The sequence below is a fragment of the Bartonella sp. AC10YNML genome (assembly GCF_042196825.1).
Lineage (GTDB): Bacteria > Pseudomonadota > Alphaproteobacteria > Rhizobiales > Rhizobiaceae > Bartonella.
This window is the reverse complement of record NZ_JBHIRA010000023.1, coordinates 1-19135: the sequence shown is the minus strand read 5'-3', so window position 1 is coordinate 19135 and position 19135 is coordinate 1. Positions and strand designations below refer to the sequence as shown.

The 19135-nt window shown below is 37.8% G+C and carries 11 protein-coding genes, 1 tRNA gene and 1 pseudogene; 11 read left to right on the top strand and 2 right to left on the bottom strand.

Going from position 1 to position 19135, the window contains the following annotated elements; all coding sequences use genetic code 11:
• Positions 1–1055: 1055 nt before the first annotated feature.
• The 4 genes from ACFINA_RS08750 (at position 1056) to ACFINA_RS08735 (ending at position 7031) form a co-directional block, all read left to right on the top strand.
• On the top strand, positions 1056–2252 hold the full coding sequence (locus ACFINA_RS08750; RefSeq protein WP_375607408.1) for a multidrug effflux MFS transporter: 1197 nt from the start codon (positions 1056–1058) through the stop codon (positions 2250–2252).
• 269 nt (positions 2253–2521) lie between these two features.
• The gene (locus ACFINA_RS08745) at positions 2522–3253 is read left to right on the top strand and encodes an alpha/beta fold hydrolase (RefSeq protein WP_375607409.1); all 732 of its coding nucleotides are present in this window, start codon (positions 2522–2524) and stop codon (positions 3251–3253) included.
• Positions 3250–5424: an isocitrate/isopropylmalate family dehydrogenase gene (locus ACFINA_RS08740; protein ID WP_375615432.1), complete on the top strand. Its 2175-nt coding sequence runs from the start codon at positions 3250–3252 to the stop codon at positions 5422–5424. Before ACFINA_RS08745 ends, ACFINA_RS08740 begins: the two co-directional genes overlap by 4 nt.
• Before the next feature lie 842 nt (positions 5425–6266).
• Positions 6267–7031 carry an N-acetylmuramoyl-L-alanine amidase gene (locus ACFINA_RS08735; RefSeq protein WP_375607411.1) on the top strand — a complete coding sequence of 255 codons (765 nt, stop codon included), beginning with the start codon at positions 6267–6269 and terminating at the stop codon, positions 7029–7031.
• Between the two features lie 1255 nt (positions 7032–8286).
• On the opposite strand, the gene ACFINA_RS08730 is transcribed toward ACFINA_RS08735, so the two are convergent.
• The gene (locus ACFINA_RS08730) at positions 8287–9483 is read right to left on the bottom strand and encodes a porin (protein WP_375607412.1); all 1197 of its coding nucleotides are present in this window, start codon (positions 9481–9483) and stop codon (positions 8287–8289) included.
• A gap of 314 nt (positions 9484–9797) precedes the next feature.
• Here ACFINA_RS08730 and ACFINA_RS08725 point away from each other — a divergent pair.
• Positions 9798–9888, top strand: a tRNA-Ser gene (locus ACFINA_RS08725).
• A gap of 566 nt (positions 9889–10454) precedes the next feature.
• On the opposite strand, the gene ACFINA_RS08720 is transcribed toward ACFINA_RS08725, so the two are convergent.
• Entirely contained in the window at positions 10455–11675 is a 1221-nt protein-coding gene (locus ACFINA_RS08720; RefSeq protein ID WP_375607413.1) for an MFS transporter, read from the bottom strand.
• Between the two features lie 1249 nt (positions 11676–12924).
• Between ACFINA_RS08720 and ACFINA_RS08715 the strand changes: the two are divergent.
• The 6 genes and pseudogenes from ACFINA_RS08715 to ACFINA_RS08690 form a co-directional block, all read left to right on the top strand.
• Positions 12925–13173, top strand: a pseudogene (locus ACFINA_RS08715) (baseplate assembly protein); the annotation flags it as partial.
• 228 nt (positions 13174–13401) lie between these two features.
• Positions 13402–14613, top strand: coding sequence for a YbfB/YjiJ family MFS transporter (locus ACFINA_RS08710; protein ID WP_375614769.1), 1212 nt, complete (start codon positions 13402–13404; stop codon positions 14611–14613).
• Positions 14614–14708: 95 nt separating this feature from the next.
• Positions 14709–16577, top strand: coding sequence for an FAD/NAD(P)-binding protein (locus tag ACFINA_RS08705; RefSeq protein ID WP_375614768.1), 1869 nt, complete (start codon positions 14709–14711; stop codon positions 16575–16577).
• Positions 16578–16665: 88 nt separating this feature from the next.
• Entirely contained in the window at positions 16666–17907 is a 1242-nt protein-coding gene (locus tag ACFINA_RS08700) for a hypothetical protein (RefSeq protein WP_375615431.1), read from the top strand.
• A gap of 14 nt (positions 17908–17921) precedes the next feature.
• Positions 17922–18131, top strand: coding sequence for a 2-hydroxymuconate tautomerase family protein (locus ACFINA_RS08695; protein ID WP_375607418.1), 210 nt, complete (start codon positions 17922–17924; stop codon positions 18129–18131).
• Positions 18132–18277: 146 nt separating this feature from the next.
• Positions 18278–19135: phage tail sheath family protein (locus ACFINA_RS08690; RefSeq protein WP_375615430.1), on the top strand; the 858-nt coding region annotated here is incomplete at its 3' end.

Sequence of the window (19135 nt, the reverse complement as noted above, 5' to 3'; positions counted from 1 at the left end):
TATCGAATGGTGTGTCTTCAGGAATGCGAGTTTCCATGTTTTATCTCCTTGAATATGCTGGAGATACAATGCCTTTTGGCTAATTATGTTCCAAAAAGGAATAGATATGAGCCAAAAAGGAATAGGAAAATACTTTAAACAAATGTTTGTTATGAGAAGTAAAATGTGGCTATACAATTCAAAAGACCTCACTTATGTCTGAAAAAAGGCGGTCTATCCGTATACTATTATCATAGAATTTCTCATGAGAGAGAATAATTTAAAAAAATTGTATACTATCGTTTATTGGTTTCTAGCTTATAAAGTAGGGGGTATATCTGCTTATTTTTATAAAAGTGTTACTGTTTTTATGGGAAGAATATTTATAAAATGAGATTAGAAGGCGCATTTAAAGATAAAAATAAATATCAGTAACGTTCATTCATAGTGTTATAAAAGATTATGGATTAAGTTAAATAAAAAGCTTATTGAATTGTTATGACATCATATTTGTTAATATGTTACACGGTAATTTTTTGATATTTATCTTAGATGAAGAGTTTTATGAAATGAGTAAGATATATTTGGTTGTGAGTTGGTTTGCAGAGAAAGCATTATATTTTATGGTATAGGGGATAGATCAAGATTTTTTCCATAATTATTTGTGTTGATAGGGGCTTCAAGCTATTGTTGTGTTATGTGCCACCATAGTGATTTTGGGGTAGATACGTTAGAGATTGTTTTTCTGCTTTACGTTTTGTCGATCAACGTTGATGGATATTGTATAGAAAGTGAGACTGTTGCCGTGGAGAGAGAGATTATGCTTTTGCTTATAATATCAATGAAAAAAGCAACGGAATATTACGGCAAAGTATTTGTATAGGAGAGCTTATTTAGGGGATAACTTTTTAGCTCGTGAAGTTTGTAAAATAAAATGCTGTCTATAAAAAAATAATATTTTTATAAAGTAAAATAATAACACTTTTAATAATTATTATTTGCATATATAAGCATAAAATATAATTATATTTAATTAAATAATATTTAATACCTAAATAAAAAGTGTGACTTTCCTGATGAAACATAAATATACATTACCATTCATTATACTTATCGTATGTTTATCAACAGGAGGGCTGATTTCTACCGATATTTTTTTACCGGCACTGGGCGATATGCGTCAATATTATCAAGTGACACAATCTCAAATTCAAAGTGCAGTGGCGGTTTTTTTGTTGGCATTGGCACTTGGGCAGCTCATTTATGGGCCGCTGAGTGATAATTTTGGGCGTAAAAAAACACTTCTATTGGGCTTATTCGTGTGGTTATTCACGACACTTGGTGTGATTTATACGGTTCATATTCACGCTTTTCTTGTGTTACGTTTCTTGCAAGGTCTGGGTGCTTGTGCGGGACTTGTCTTAAGTCGTGCAATTATCAATGATTTGTTGGATAAAAAAGCGGCTGGAAAACTTTATTTGATTGTTTTTCCTTTTATTGGAATGTCACCAGCACTTGCACCTTTCATTGGTGGACTTTTGATACAAGCTTTTCATTGGCAGGCAACTTTTATCTTTTTAAGCTTTTTTATATTTTTGACCATGTTGCTATGTTGTTTTGTGCTAAGCGAAACTCTACCCCCTCAAAAACGGCAGCATTTTTCTCCTATAGGATTTATGAAGGGATATCTAGGCGTTCTTAGAAATAAACAATTTATTTTTTATGCACTTATTCCGTGTTTTTCTTACGCAGCCTATTTTGCTTATATTGTGGAGTCGCCTTTTTTACTCACGACTTTGGGGCTTTCGCCGATATACATTAGTTATACCTATATTGGTGTTTCATTACCCTATATTTTGGGAAATCTTTTAGCGCGATGGTTTTTCGAACGCGAATCTATGGAAAAAACTGTCTGTCGAGGGTACATTATTTTTGTTATAGGAGGCATGCTCTTTGCTTTGCAGATGTATCTAAGCCCATGGCCCCTTGTGACAAGTTTTATCGCTATTGCTGTTCTTACTTTTGGCAATGGTTTTTTATTACCGTTAGGAACAGCGTTGGCTATTTCATCGCATCCGCAAGCTGCGGGAGCGGCTTCTGGTGTTATGGGGTCTTTGCAATTAGGCAGTGCGGCACTCAGTGCAGCGGTTATCGGAAAAATCTCTGGTCATAGCCCACGGGCTATGGCAACTTTGTTAGCAGGGTGTTGTCTCATTGGTTTTATCATTTATATTCGAAATGCCCGTGTTTTTATGATTTCAGAAATAAGCTGAGTAAAATGATAAAAAGAAAGCATTATGCGGAAATGCTTTTGATGTTTTATACAAATGGGGGCACCTGTACATTAGATGAATTTTTTTATGAAGTTGTTTGATTGCGTGGGGTTAAATTTATCACAGGCTTAGTGTGCGTTTAACAAATCACTGATTACGGGGGGGAAGCTTATGAGTTTAGAATTTCAACATATCTGTATTTTCATGATAGTGGGTGGGAAGAGTTTCTGCCTGAATGCATGTTTTAAAATAGGGGGAAAAATTGAGCAATGCGCTTTCCTATTATTATTCTTTCTCCTGTGATGCCAGTTTGGGATGATGGTGTCTTTTGTTCTCCATTGACAACGCTATGTTCAACAAAAGGATTCCCTGTCACTCTGCTGGACACACTCTCTCTTTTTCCTAAGAGTTCTCATGTTCTCAATCATTCTGTTGTAGAGACTTTATCTTTTATGACAGAAAAACTTAAAAGCTATTTTAAAGAGCCTACGGTGTTGGTAGGATTTTCTATGGCTGGAACATTGGTACAAATATTGGCAGTACAGCTTCCCAATGTTCAAGCTGTGCTTGCTGTGAATGCACCTGGCTATCCAGATAAGGTTTTGCAACGGCGCCTTGGAGATATTCTTGCCTCCTTAGAAAATAATGATTTATCGGGGGCTTTGGAAATACTCAATGGTTTTATGCATCCTTCTGGCATTATGAAAAAAAGAGCCTTATTGGAGATTCCTGATGAAAAAAAAAGCGTGGCAATTGAACGCATGACAAGAGGGTTTAAACTCTTATTAGAAATAGATGCTAGAGATGAAATAGTTAAGTATAAGGGGAAGTTTTTAGCTTTAGTGGGAGAAAAGTCGCAACTTGCAACGGTAGATAATCAGACGAAAAGTCATAATCTGAACCATGAATATAAGATTGTTTCTGGTGCTGGTACGCGTTTATGGGAGGATAATCCTACTATGATGGATGCAGTTATTGATGAGTGGCTGGAGGGACTATGAAAAAGAAAGTACTTGTATTACCTGGTGATGGGATAGGATCAGAGGTTTGTGATGCTGCGCTGATGGTCTTAGAGCAATTCCAATTGCCGATTGAATTGACTTATGGTGATATTGGTTTTGAATGTTGGAAACAGGAAGGAGATCCTATTCCTCAAGCGACTTGGCAAAAAATTACTCAGAGTGATGCTATTTTACTTGGTGCTGTGACCAGTAAAGGAAAAGAAGCGGCTTTAAAAGAACTTGCTCCGCATTTAAAAGAGAAAAACCTTAGCTATGTTTCTCCCGCACTTCAACTTCGCCAAAAGTTAGGTTTGTTTGCGAATATATGTCCTATAAGATACATCTTTGGTCCCCAACGTCCTTTTCATTTTTGTGTTATCAGAGAAAATAGTGAAGGCCTTTATGCTGGATTGGATTTTCGGGGTATTCCTCCTGAAACAGCCGTTTGGCTAAAACATCCAAATTTGACAAAATATGGGCTTGAGGAGGCCGCGTGGACAGTTCGTTTGCAGACACGCTTTGGTTTAGAACGGTTATTTGAATATGCTTTTTCGTATGCACGCAGACATGGGTTTGGGCGGGTTACTTTTGCTGATAAGCCCAATGTTCTGCGAGAAAGTGGTCAGTTTGCTCAGGAAATTTTTGAGAAAATTGCGCAAAATTATCCGGAAATTGAATCAGATATTCATGATGTTGATGCGGTTGCTTTGTGGATTGCAACCAAGCCAGAGCAGTTTGGTGTGATTGTTGCTGAAAATATGTTTGGCAATATTCTTTCTACTCTTGGCTCTGGTATAATGGGAGGAGGGGAGCTTGCGTCTCATGTGAATGTGGGGAGCGAGATTGCTTGTTTTGAACCTGTTCATGGAAGCGTACCACGTATTGCTGGACAAAATAAAGCCAATCCTTCTGCGATGCTTTATACCACGGCTTTACTCTTAGAGCATTTAGGCTTTAAAGATGCAGCAAAACAACTGGCTGAGAGTGTTGATCAGGTTATTCGTGCTGGAAAAACCGTTACCTATGATCTTGGAGGTATAGCCTCTACCCGTCAAATGGCTGAAGCTGTTCGCAATTCTCTTATGAATTCTGTCTTTGTTCATCGTGCTGCCATTATTACCATTGGTGATGAACTCCTTTCAGGACAATATTTGAATACAAACTTACAAGATTTAAGCCAAAGCTTGAACAAGAGAAATATTCAAGTCACACGTCATTTTGTTTGTGCTGATCAATTACAGCAAATCAGTGAGACTGTTGTTTCTTGTCTTGGACAAGAAGATCTTATCATTATCAGTGGGGGATTGGGACCAACATCAGATGATAAAACACGCGATGGAGTTGCTCAAGCTGTAAAGCAGCCTTTGGTACATCATGAAGATGTTTGGCAAACAATAAAAGGTCAATTACAACGATTAGGGATTACGGCGGATAAGAGTAATGCACGTCAAGCATTGTTTCCTGAGACAGCAACCGTACTTGATAATCCTACAGGCACAGCACCAGGGTTTTATCTCTCTTGCGATGGAAGTACGCTTGTTGTTTTGCCTGGTCCACCATCACAGGCTCTTGCGCTTTTAGAGAATTATTTAGAACACAACGAGAAGAGATATTCTTCTGTATCGCGTGCGGGGTATGCATGGACTTTGATTGGAATTGATGAAAGTACTATTGCGCAGTGGGTTGATGATCATCTTGAAAATGAACCCTTTGAGCGGCATTTTTTATGGAAAAGTCCCTATGTTTTGGTGCAACTGGTTGCTCAATCAGAAGCACCCTTGGAACAACATTTCGTGGAAGAATTTGAAAATCATTTTCGTCCATATTTGGTTGGTGCAGAAGTTACTACTGCTTCTAAACAATTAGCGATGCATGCAGAGGTTCATTGGTCTGCCAATGATCCGCTGCTTTTAAAATATTTTCAGCCCATAGAAAAAGGTAAACAAGATATTCCACTGCTTGAGGTTGAAGTGAGCCTAGAGCCTTCTTTGGAGACATTAGAAAATCAAGCAGAAAGCCTTGGACATGCTACCATAACTATACGGATGAAAGGTTATGGTGATGATCGTATAACTTTTCCCTATACGCGACCACTTTTAGGTGTCGTCTTACAAGAATATGCCGCTTGGTTGGTTTTAAAAAGATATTTGAAAATGGAGAAGAAAAAATGAACCTCTATGGGGATGTAAAATATTGCCTAAATTATTGAACATTCTATTATAAGAAGTATTTTGATCTTTTTTTTCAGGGTTTTTTGTCTATAGGGTAAATTTTCTTTGATGCGTAAATGAATGACTTTGATTGATTCAAAATTAAGAAAAACTTAACGATATTAGGCTCGCTACATTTAATATTTATAATGATTAATTATTATTATAAATCAATATGTTACATTTTATAGAGCCTATGACAAGGAATCCAGAGACTTTGTGTGCCTTAAGCGTTGTAAATAATTGAGCTTCTTTGTAAATCAAACAGAGATGTTGTGAAAAAACAAGAGGTTATGTTATTTACAGGAAAGCTTTGCAAACTTTATTGAACAATATGTCCGTGAAGAGTTTATTGCGAACATGTGCCGTTCTGTTATCTGATAATAAATTGCTGTAAAGAGCTCATAAAATTTTTCCTTTAAGTTTTTGTGTGATTGCATGATCGTTGGGGGTTCACTTCCGAGGGGCTATATTTTTCAATTTTATAACAGGACGAACTATTTTTCTGTAAGACGTGAAGATTTAAGGAGTGATCATTTTACGCTTTTGTTTTCTTTTTGATTGGTCATTTGTGAATTTTTTTGGGAAAAATATTTAATGTGGTTAAAAACATTTTATGCGTGTGTGGGAGAGAAATAAAAATGTGTCTTAATTGTTGATAAGAGTGTCAATGTTTTTGATGAACAAATTTTAGTCGTAATTCTTAGTATCTAGATAGGGAGTTTATTGCATTTTTTAACAGTTCGTATCCTAATATGTTGTGATGCGCAGTGGTCTTTTTAAGCAAAAAAGAAAGGGCTTTTATGTATCAGATTGATTACAACAGTTATCGTTCTGTCAAGAGTTTTAGTCGTCGCGTTCATTTTCTCGTTATGCATTATACGGCTATTGATTTTAAAGCCTCGATTATGGCGCTTACAGGAGAAAAGGTTAGTGCACACTATCTTGTTCCTGATCCTTCAGAGCAGACATATCGTGAGGCAGGCTTTAAGGATATGCGTATTTTTAATCTGGTTGATGAAAATGAGCGTGCATGGCATGCGGGTGTGAGTTCATGGGCTGGGCATAGTCATCTCAATGATGCATCTATCGGGATTGAAATCGTTAATTTAGCGACTTATCATGATGGGAAGGGGGTGTTTCCTCCTTATAATCCAATACAAATTGATGCTGTTAAGGAACTTGCCTTGAATATTCTTCAACGGTATCCCGATATTATGCCAACAGATGTTGTGGGACATAGTGATATTGCCATTGGAAGAAAAAGTGATCCAGGAGCAGCTTTTCCATGGAAAGAACTTTATAGGGAAGGTATAGGAGCGTGGTATGATGACGAATTAAAAAGTCATTATCAAGAGCAATTCTCTAAAAATTTTCCACCAAAAGAAGATGTTTTGGCGAAGCTAAAATGCTATGGATATGATATTTCTGTTGCGTGTACCCAAACAGGATACAAAGATTTGATCCGAGCATTTCAACTTCATTTTCGTCAAGAAAATTATGATGGGATTCTAGATGTTGAAACAGCAGCAATTCTTTATGCATTGGTTGATAAATATTTTCCATGAATTCAATGCGTTTTAATTGAAAATATGGCTTATGATTACGTGCAAGCCTTTTTATTATCAGGAAAGGCTGCTTTTTACCAGTTGGCTTTATGTAAAAAGGACATTAATCGTGTAAAGATCCCCTGTACGGTATAAGGCGTTTTATGGAAACATAACTCTGAAAGCTCTATGATTTGCAGAGATTAAATTTTATTGTTTCTTTGTCTTATATTTCGCTTCCTTTAAAAACGCATAAAGCCAAGATGTTGCGTATATGATGACATGTGCTCTACGCAGGATAAAACGCTTCAAATAAAATGGACTTGTATTGTATATTTCCATGCTTGTTTTAAAGAAATGTTTTTTAGTGTGTATCACAACATATATTTTACAGCGACGTTCATAGAGAATATAATCTAAAATCCTCTATGAAGTGTATCCTCATTTTTATTCTTAATAAAAGTGCCTAGCATTATCGTACACTTCTTTGTCAGATCTCAATGTTACTACAGCCCTTGGAACTTAAAACGATACATAAAAGGGTTTTCTGTACTCGTTTTTATTCACACGGCTCTCTCCGTTTATCGTGTACAAGTGAAAGGTTTTGGTTAATTGAAACATGCAAAATTATAAATTATAAATTATGATTATAAATCAATGTGATGCAGATTCATTAAAAATAAGGGCATTTACAAATTGCTACTGTTAGGGGGGCTATTCTTTAGAAGGGGAAGAGGTCAATTTATTTTTTGAAGATATATCTCTTTGCTCTTTTATTGCTTTAGGGGATGTTTGCATCGTTTTGACAGCATGTTTCTTGATGATTAAGTTTTTTAATGAAGCAGTGTTATAAAACGTTGTGTTTTAGAGTGTTGATAGAAGACATATTCAGGCATATCAAAAACACAATGATGTCTTGTTTTTTTCAATATTTTATTTGTTCAGTGTAGAATTTATTTGAGAAGATCATGACCTAAATTACAAAGGTTAGAAGTAAATTATCAAGAAAGACAAATTTGGTCATAAAGCAAAGGAGGTTATTCATGCTTTAAAGGGCAAGAAAGAGATTGTATTTGAAGTGAAGTGTAAACGTCCGTGTGGAGAGCTCTTATCAAGCATATCAGGTTAATCTTCTAAGAGTAGTTTTATGAAATTAAGTCGGTTTTTTCCGAGAGACAAGACAATAAGTATCAGGAAAAGATCATGATATTTGATTTCAAAAATAAAAACTGGCAACATGGTTTGCCAGTTTTTAAAAGCTGTAGCTTAAATAGGATTAGAATGAACGCTGTAAACGGATCATACCTTGAAAAGCACTTTTTTTATTGAATAAATGTTTTTCATCATTATTTTTATCCGTCACAACGCGATCATCGTTCCAAGAAACATAGGTTAATTCAGGTGTAATCACAAACCCTGGAACCAGCGTGTATGCAATATTTACAGAAGTTGCAAAGGTTTTTACAGCACTATAAGAAATTTGAGCATTCAAATTTGCTTTTGGAGTAAGCTTGTAAGTGGCACCCGCCCAAGCAGCCCATTTACCACCCCAGTTTGCATAAATTGTTGTGCTTTTTCGTGATAATTCATCATTTTCATTTACTGTGTAGTAATCAAGGCCGTTTTTATAACCAGCCATTACCCATAGATTGAAACGATCGTTGACATTGAAATCTGCACGTATTTTTCCAGCCCACTTTTTGTAGTAAGCATCATATGCTGCAACCGCTGAAAAACCACCCCATTTTTGCATGAACTTTATACCCAAAACCACATTCGGGGTGTAATTTTTAATTGCTTTACTTGGAAGAGTATCATTCGTGATAGAAGCAAGCTTACCATCTTTATCAATGTAGTATCCTGTTACTCCTGGAAGAGTATCTGAATTATTGCCTAATTCAGCGCCGATAATAGCAGAAAAGCCGGAGTCACCACTAAAGGTGTAGGAAATAAAATTGGTGCGTGTTATGCCAGCAGGTGCTATGCTGTCATCATTGAGAACATTTCCATAATCACCAGTCCAGCTGTTGAAAATTGTGTCATCAAGACCTACGCGAAAACCACCCAGTTCAATGTAAGCCGCTGCAAGCCTTGCACTAGCGTTGTCTCTACCATCCCCCCAGTTTGAATAAATTCTCGCATATGAACGAAGTGTTCCCATTTCTGTTTCCGAAGCTGCTTGAAAAACAAGGGTGAGCCGTGATGCTGCGCCATAGGTTTTTCTTTTGTCTCTTAGTTCAGTTTCGGTTGTTGCATCGATATTATCACCGCCTATAAAATCAGTACGAACATTTCCTGATAAACGCATGCAGGTTTCTGTTCCAGGGATATAAAAATATCCTTTTCCGTAGGCATCACAAACGCGAATATATTCTACAGGTTCGGGTTCGGGGATAACTGTTGAAGCAGCATGAGCTCCAGAAACAGCTAAAAAAGCTGTTGTAGAGCTTAAAAAAAGGGATTTAATATTCATATAGGATCTCCGAGGTCCGGTTAAATTTCTTCTAAAGAGTACTATTTTCCTAACGCATTAAGGACAAAGACATAAGTAAATACGCAGCACTTGTTATCTTAGCTATAACTAATCTTTTTAGAGTTTTAAATATGAAATTACCTTTTTGTAATATATGCATGTACTATTCGAGATGCTGTGGTAAAAAAGACACAATTTTTGTTTTATTAACTTTTGGTCCCTATGGGATCAATAGGAGAAAAATTTTCAGATATTTGGGAAAAAAATCGAAAAAGTCTTGAACTTTCTGTTGATACCATTTATGCCTCTTTGTCGGAGAGGTGGCCGAGTGGTCGAAGGCGCTCCCCTGCTAAGGGAGTAGGGCTCAAAAGGCTCTCGAGAGTTCGAATCTCTTCCTCTCCGCCATCTATTGTTATAAAAGCAGTCGATTGTGTGTAGGAGTTCTGTTTATCCCGTTGGGATTATGCCTCTCATATAAAAAGCATGTTCTAAACACAAATACACTTGTGTTGCCAATTTATGCACTTGTTTTAAAGAGATATCTTTGCAATGTGTATAAGCCCATTTTGCGACGCCAACTCGTATGGTATAAAACGCAAAAGTTTCTGTGAGGCGTATAAAGCCTTATAAAGCCACACTATTTGTATACTTATGAAGATGCAAAGAGGCATATTATATATCTGCTTTCCTGTTGTTATAGATTTTGACTATGAGAGTTCATAAAAGGCATTTTTCTTTTCTAAATCGTTTTTATTTATACGGCTTTCTTTGCTTATGATGTGCAAGCAAATGATTTTGATTGTTTCAACCATAAAGCAGATTTGAAAAGAAAGAATCTTACAATATTCGCGCTTGGCATATTATCATTATAAATCAATGTGTTACTTTATATTTGCATTGTATATTGAAAGTTGAATGTGTCAATGCTTTTAGAAAAAAACATTGTGAGTGGTAATTTAAAAATTTTCCTCTCATAGAGACTTTTGAGAGTGTTTCATCCATCTCATGACAACCAAACCACACATGAAAAAAGTAATGGTCGGTAATATTAGGTAGTAAGATGGAGAAACTTTTGCCGGAAGAAAAGAAATAATACTCAATACTGTAATTGAAAATATTCTTCCGCTAAAAGAGACAGCACCAACAACACCGGAAATATGCTGCGTTTGTTTTTGGTTAAGTTCTGAAAAAAATAAGCTTTTTGCACCGATCGGTACAGTGCAAATAAATCCATGGATTAAAGAGAAGGCGATGACTGATGCAGCAGTTTGATGGCTATGAACTGAAAAATAGAGCGCTATGCACATCAGAGCAGAAAAGAAGGAAAAGTGTTTTATAGAATTCTTATATTTTTTATCAAGAACATGATACTTAGACATCAGTAAATTTGAAAAATATTGTGCTGAAAAGGCTCCAATATGGCAGCACATCAAGATGAGCATTTGCGAACCGTTGAGGTGATGAATTTTTCCCCCTGAAAGTATTATTGGTTGCCAGAAATGATAAATAATCTGAATACCAGCGCTAAAAAGGCACATGAGGAAAATAAACCATGCTCCTCCTACTGTGTTTTGAAATATCCAAAGCGTTTCCTTGGCATTGTGCAAGATTGTTTTTGTTTTGGACGTTTCAATTGTTGTTTTCTTTTCTTCAGGAACAATAAGGAATATCAAAAAAATAAATCCCATCATGAGGCATGAGATGATATATCCCATAAAATATCGTCCAGAGTAGTAGATCGTTCCAATGCCTACAATCCCACTGAGAATACTTCCGAAAGAGTTAACTTGGTGGTAGAGATGAGCATAATGCGAAAAGTGATCCTGTTTATCGCCTAGAGAATGGTAAATCCATCCGTCAATGGCGCTGACAATGATACAAATGCCCGCTGCATAGAGAATTTGCGCAATAATAAGTGCCGTCATATTGGGAGCTTGAAGGCATAGAAGATAAAATACTCCTGTCATAAAGACCCCAGCCATAACGGAATATTTACGCCGATATCTGTCAGATAAAACAGCGCAGGGAAAATCAAGTAGCAGAATGGTGGTGGAAAAGACAACCTGAAGCAGAGCTAATTGCGCCAGACTAACTCCCATGGACATTAAAAAAATCGCATGGTAAACGCCGATCAGCATGCGGATAGCGTTATAGGATCCATAGGTGAGAGCAAGGGTGCGAGGTCTGTTCATTGTGTTGTTTCATAGATTGTACAATAAGAATTTTCACTAAAAAGAATATTTTTCTGTGAAAAGATAGCGGTTTCATATCCCCATTCAGGGATCAGTGGAAAGAAGGCTTCCATAACCACCCCAAAATTTAAAAGGCCTCTTAGTCTATATGGGACTTTAAAGCGTATTAATGAGAGAAAATGATGCAATTTTGAAGTGATTATGAGAAGCAACATAAGCCTCATAAATGAGATTGTTATCTTTTGAGGGGAATTGCTTGTGGGGCTGTTTCTTCCATAGTAATCATTTTGTCTAGATCTGTAAAATGACCCTAGGACGGCAAGATCATTGACATAATTAGAACTTATAGAGGTGTGTTTATTTTTTATACACCATTCACTGATCCATTCTCTTTGCTGATCAGCTGAAATAGCACAAATGATCCATAAATCGGTTTTTGGTAATTTTTTGATATCTTTTTTTATAGTCATCAACATTTGTAATCCCCTCCTTTCTTTCTGACTGTTTCTCCGTATCAATTTACGTCTAAAAATTTTTTTCAGAATTCATCTTTACTTTATTTATTAAAAAGATTGTCTCGCAAGGTGCTTTTTGATCACGTCATTACGATTAAGAATTAAATTTCTGATATAAGAGGAAGGGGGCATGATACATTGTGACTAAATACATAAATCCCTCCATATTCTGAAATGATGATTTCCTTTTGCAAAACAGTATCCTGAATGGAAGCTCGATAACCATTACTTTGATCATGGAAATGACAACTTAAAAGAGTTCTTATGAGTGCTTGAAGATATTCTTTAGATATTACAGAAAGAACAAGAAAATAGTTTAAAAAAATCAAACTTGGAATGAAAGCTTTCATCTTATGATGGATAATGGTGAATTTTAAACTTCATCTACTGTTTTTTTGATCTACTGTGCTGTAAGAAAGATTAAACTCTCCCAATTCATGTCTCTAATTTAGGTCATTGATCATAAACATTATATACTGTCTTTTCAAATTATAACTTTGCTCACTGCTTGTCTTCACTGATTAAATCAACATTTCTCTAAAATGCCACTTGAGAAAAATGCATCCTATCAGTTTAATACTCGATGATCTTTTAATTAATTTAAGGAAGATAACATAAAATATAATATAAAAAATGAATAAATTCAATTTTTGTAAAAAACACAAACTTTTTTACTGCTGCTGATAAAAAACAAAGCTATATTAAAAGTAGCCTTTATACTCTTCAATACTATTGATTTTTGGTTGTTACCGGATGAAGGTTCCTTTGTTTTGGAAAGAGTGGAGCAGAGTTTAAGAGAAGAATGGACGCGTGCGCAAAAGCTTGGGCGTGATCTCTCTTTAAGTTGGTTACTAAGCCGCCTGATGGTTGAGGGTGTTCACCATGTGAACATAACGCAACCTTGTGAGGATATTTTAGTCGCACTTGATGAAGCTGTCGCTTTGGGGGATATTATCTTGTTTGAACGGGGGCGTGCTGATTGATTTCCTCGTTGTTATTGCTGCTTAATTTCAGCCATTATTTTTCTGAAAAAGAAGCTTTGTAGGGAGAAGAGTATCCATGGAGCAGAGTGTAAAACGAAGAAATGCATATAACTGATCCAATAATGTTGACAATAATCGCTCAATATGTTCCTCTGGTTGTTCAAACAAATGGCTAGATTGGCTTTTATTCTCTGAGGTAAGTGCTACTCTCGATGAGATAGAACGCGGATGAGCGAATTATCAGTTAAGGGATTAAGAGTAATGGGGGGAAAAAATAATCGTCAAGATTTGAGTTATTTCAAAGTCGCTGTATTCGGTATGATTATTATGATTTTGGGGATGGGGATCGGGCGATTTTTCTATACGCCGGTATTTCCAGTTATGTTGGATGAAGGATTGTTTACCTTTAAGCAACTTTCTTATATAGCTAGCGCTAATTATGGCGGTTATTTAATTGGGAGTATGTTTTTTTCGTTTTGCAGAGTTGGGAATATATCCCGTGCTCCCCACATGCTATTTGGTGCAGCTATAGTGACGAGTGCACTTATTTTTGCCATGGCGTTGACACCAAACTTTTACTTGGTCTTCTTTATCCGCTTTGCTGCCGGTATCGCGAGTGCGGCAATGATGATTTTTGGTTCTATGACGGTTATGCAGCATAGTCACAAGGTGTGGGTTATTGCTTCGCTCTATGCGGGTGTGGGAGTTGGTATTCTACTGGGTAATGAGTATGTTATTATTGGTTTGAGTAAATCACTGAACGCGCAAAGTATTTGGTTTGGAGCTGGTTTAATATCTGTTATATTGTTGCTCGTGTTATTTATTTTATTTCCACGTCGTGTTGATGCATCTCAATTTGCTATTAACGAGTCATTGGCACACGAAAATATCGTTTGGTGGGAACTCGCTCTGATTTATGGGCTCGCTGGGTTCGGTTATATTATTGTCGCGACATATCTTCCTCTGATGGCGAAAACATTTAATTTCCCACTACTTGCTAACCACTTATGGTCGTTTGTCGGAATAGCCATTGTTCCTAGTTGTTTCATTTGGTTATGGGGAGCCCATCGGTGGGGGGTATTACGTTGTCTGATGCTCAATTTGCTTATCCAAGGAGGATGCGTATTACTGACATTATTCAGCCAGTCTCTTGTACTGATCGTTCTCAGTTGTATAGGGTTTGGATTTACTTTTATGGGGACGACTTCTTTAGTTATGCCGTTAGCTAAGCGTTTATATGCGCCGTATGGCATAAATCTGCTTGGGTTGGCTACCTTAACTTACGGTTTTGGCCAAATATTAGGACCTCTCTTGACGAGTTTTTTACAGTCTGGTTCACATGCTATTACGCTTTCCGTTATCTGTGGTGCTGTAGCGCTTTTTGCTGCTGCTGGAATCTGTCAATATTGTCTTTGTAAAAAGGTTGTTGGCGTTTCATAAATCTGCAATCTTCACTAAAAAGTCGAGAGAATTTATTCCATTCTTTTTGAAACATTTTGTGAAAGTCAAATTATTTTAATAGGAGAGATTACAGAATGCTTCACTCTACAGTCGCTATTTTGGGTGTTGGTCCTCGTGGGGTCAGTATTCTCGAACGCTTGCTCACGCTTTATTCCCATTATCCATTTTCTGGGAACATTGATATTTTATTGATTGATCCCAATGAGATGGGGACCGGTACCCATAGTGTGCATCAGCCGGATCATTTATTGGTTAACACTGTCGCCTGCCAGATTACTTTATTTGGTGATGATACAGTTAAGGGAGTAGGGCCTATTCGTAAGGGACCGAATTTTTATCAATGGGCTATTCAACAAGGTTATCGTAATATTAACGGTGTTTTTTCTCGTACAGAGCGTGATGTTGGGAGAGAAATCAAAGAAAATGATTATTTATCACGTCGTTTATTAGGGGAATACCTGTCTTGGGCTTACCAAGAGCTCACGAAAGATTTACCTTCCGGTATTCGTATTAAGGAGATCCGAGAAAAGGTTATCAATCTCCATATCCACCAAGATAATAAAACGGATGTTCTTTTGGAAGATGGCTGTCGTTATAGTGTAGATTTTGTTTATATGACCACGGGTCACGGTAAGAATATATATTCATCGCATGATGAAAATCTGCAACAGTTTGTGGCTGTTCACCAAATGAAAAACGCGCTGTTGAACTATTATTCGAATCCTTATCCAATTGAAAAATTGGACTCTATACAAGCTCAGTCTCGTGTGCTGCTGCAGGGAATTGGATTAACTGGCTATGATGTCTTGTCGCAATTGACTTATGGTCGCGGTGGGACTTTTACTGAAAATGCTGGACAATTGCATTACACGCCAAGCGGCAAAGAACCTAAGATAGCTCTATTCTCCCGTCAAACATTGCCTTTTAGTAGTCGCGGGATTAATCAAAAGGGTAGTAGTGGGCAATACATACCATCATTCCTTACTCTCGATGCAATACATCATCTGCGTAAGCAGTCCAGCATTGCTAATGGTTCTCCGCAGCTGGATTTCGAAACGCAGCTTTTACCTCTGTTACTTAAAGAAATGTGTTATGTCTATCGAAGTACGCAGCTAGGGCATTGGCTAGACCCTGAAACCTATGTTGTTACTTCCAAAGACGAGCAGTGTATTCAAGCGTTGCTGTATCCTCATCAAAATAAAATATTCGCCTCTCTGAATGATTATACAAGATTCTTCATTGAGCATTTAAGGGAAGATCTTCATTCTTCCGCTGCAGGTAATGTTGAAGGCCCAGTGAAAGCTGCTACAGATGTGCTAAGAGATGTCCGTGATATTTTACGTGCAGCAATTGATTTTTGCGGGTTAACGTCTTCATCTCACAAGTACTTTATTGAATATTTAAATCCAAACTTCAACCGTATTTCTGTCGGTCCACCAATGCAGCGAAACCAAGAGTTGAAGGCTCTGATGGAGGCTGGTATCGTGACTTTGGCTGGTGGACCTTCACCTAAACTTGTTCTCAATGCTAGTACCAGCCGTTTCGAAATTCAGTCTGTTTTCCAAGATGAAAACAGTTCAGTTGATGGAGATGTGCTGATCAAGGCCAAGATTGATAGTTTTTCTCCGTTGCGTGATGAGTCTCCTTTTATCAAAAATTTGGCTGCTCAGGGTATTATCCGGCCATTTATCAACCAAGGATATCATCCTGGTGGTATTGATATTGACTGTCAGCAGCATCCTATAGACATTAAAGGACAAGTACAAAATACATTATGGGTGGTCGGTAATCCAGTAGAGGGGCCAAATTTTTATACATATATTTTGCCTAGACCTTTAGTTAATTCGCGTGCACTGCGGGATGCAGGGCACTGTGTCATTGACATGTACGAGCAGCTTCTTAATCGCTACTCAGTCAAAGATTCAATAATTAATGTACATTGATGATATAAAAAGCTTCCTGATACGCATGTCCTCCGTATCCGCTATAATGGCGATACTGATGCTATTCATTTTTCTTATATCTATCTCAATGAGAACTTGGTTTCTTATTCCATTGGCTGGAGTGACTGTTTTTGGTTATTTTCTTTTGACGATACCATACTGGTGGTTGAAGGGGAATGCACGCAGTGGTGTGGCCATCCTGTTGGCTTGTACTTTAGTGCTGATATGGCGTTGGTACTTGCCTGATGTTGGTACTGTGCTTGTGCGTTTTACTGATGTCTTTTGGCTATTACTCGCCATGGGATTGTTGCGCCATGTGATGAATATATGGCGTATTTCAGAATTTCTCTCTGAACGGTTGATGCGCTATGGAAAGGGTTCGCTTACCCTGTCCATCGCGATACTGACTGCGTTTCTAGCTTGGCCGATGAGTTTGGGGGTTATCCCCCTAATGATTGATGCCTTGAAGCAAAGTGTTTTTCCCTCTCGCCATTTGGCCGCTATTGTGATGCGAATGATGAGCATCACAATGGTACTGATGCCGACCAGCATCGGTGCAGCAACAGTTTTCTCTGCTATGCCTAAAACACCAATATTCACATCCGCTGCTTTGGGGATACCACTTTTTCTATTCAGTCTGTTGTTGTTGTGCATTTCTCCTGTTGTACCGCTAGCTAACCCGATTATTTGCGATGAGAGGAGAGCGAATAAAGAAGGAGAGAGAGTAAGAATTTGGATTTTTTTGATATTTTTCTGGCTAACATTTATCGTTGCATTGACAGTTATCAGGTTGAATGCACTAGAAAGCATTGCATTGACGGCGAGCATTCTATACCTCATTGAGCGTGTGAGTTCACTCAGTGTTGATTTTTTGACTCCTTTGGTGGCAGTGATACGCAGTATATCCAGTGAAATTATGTTGTTGCTAGGTTGTAGTCTGCTAATATCTACTTGTGATTTGCTTATTCCTTTGTTGCCGGTGACGTTTAGTCATTCATTGGCATCACTCTCTGTTTGGCAGCGTTATGCCTGTATTCTCTTTGTATTGCCAATTTTCAGTGTAGTAGGAATTCACCCTATGGTGCTATTTAGTTTGGCATTTCCCTTACTAGGGTCATCGATGGCTTATGGGGTTACGGATTATTTGGTTTGGATTTGCTTCTTTATTGCAGCTCAACTCCTTTCTCCTGTATCAATAAATGCTATTTTTGCTTCCAGTAGCCTACATATTTCACCGGTAGATACGAGCTTTAAAATGCATAGCTATTATGTATTAATGTTTAATCTTTTTGCGTTCATTTATTTGAGTTTTTTTATTCAATATTTGTAAATTATGGAGATCTTATGCCTTACATAAATATTAAAATTACTAATGAAGGGGTTACCTCTGAACAGAAACGGCAACTAATAGAAGGGGCAACTCAATTATTAGTTAATATTCTGAATAAAAATCCGAAAACGACTGTTGTCGTAATTGATGAAGTGGAGACAGACAATTGGGGTATCGGTGGAGTTCCCATTACAGAATTAAGAAAAGCTCAAAATAAAGAATAACTCTGTGTATTTGAAAAGAGTTTAAGGTCAATAGGGTTAATTAATGTAAAAAATCACGACCCTTAGCAACATTTGATCAAACCGCCCTTGGGGCGGTTGTTACAGCCCCTGATGCTGATAACCAAGTTTTTCCCCTCAACGAGCCTGTGTTAGTTTTTACACATGAGGGTGAGAAAATCCAAAAGCTTGGGCGAAGGGGCACAGCTCTTGATGTGATTAACGCTGTGCGCGCGCAAGGGATTGAGGCACAAATTATCCTTGTGCGGGTGGAAGAAAAGTCAACCATAGCTGAGACACAAACCGAAATGGTGGGATCCAATACTCACTTGACCGGTGTGCATGCCTTAGCGCATGCTAGAGGGCATTTGGGTGTGGAACCTGGAATTCTCTTGGCACCGGCTTATAGTGCAGGGCGGATTGACAATGGCAAAAACCCTGTGGCAGACGCTTTAGAACAGGTTGCAGAAAAGCTACAAGCCATTGCTGTGTTTGATACGGGAGGTAAAAACACGGAAGAAAGCCTTGCTTATCGTGCAGATTTTTCCTCACGCTTTTGTTATTTGATTGATCCCTTTGTACGGGTGGCAAATTCTGATGGAGGTGTGAGTATAAAACCCGCAAGTCCTTTTGCAGCAGCCATGTTTATCAAGCGGGACAAGCAAAGGGGCGGTGTTTTTTGGTCTCCTTCCAACCAAGATGTGCATGGCATTTTAGGGACAGCACGCCCCATTAGCTACTTTGATGGCGAAATTGATCATGAGGCAAACCGTCTCAATAAAGCCGATATTGCGACCTTTATTCCCGCGCGCCTTAGTCAAAATGGGCAGGGAGAAGTAGCTTCCAATGGGCGCATTTTATGGGGCAACCATACCACCTCCAGTGATCCGCTTTGGCGTTTTGTCAATGTGGTGCGCACCCGTGCAGCCTTGGAAAAAACCATCATTAACAATTTACGCCCTTGGGCCAATGATGAAAACCTGACCGGTCAACATGTTATTGCCATT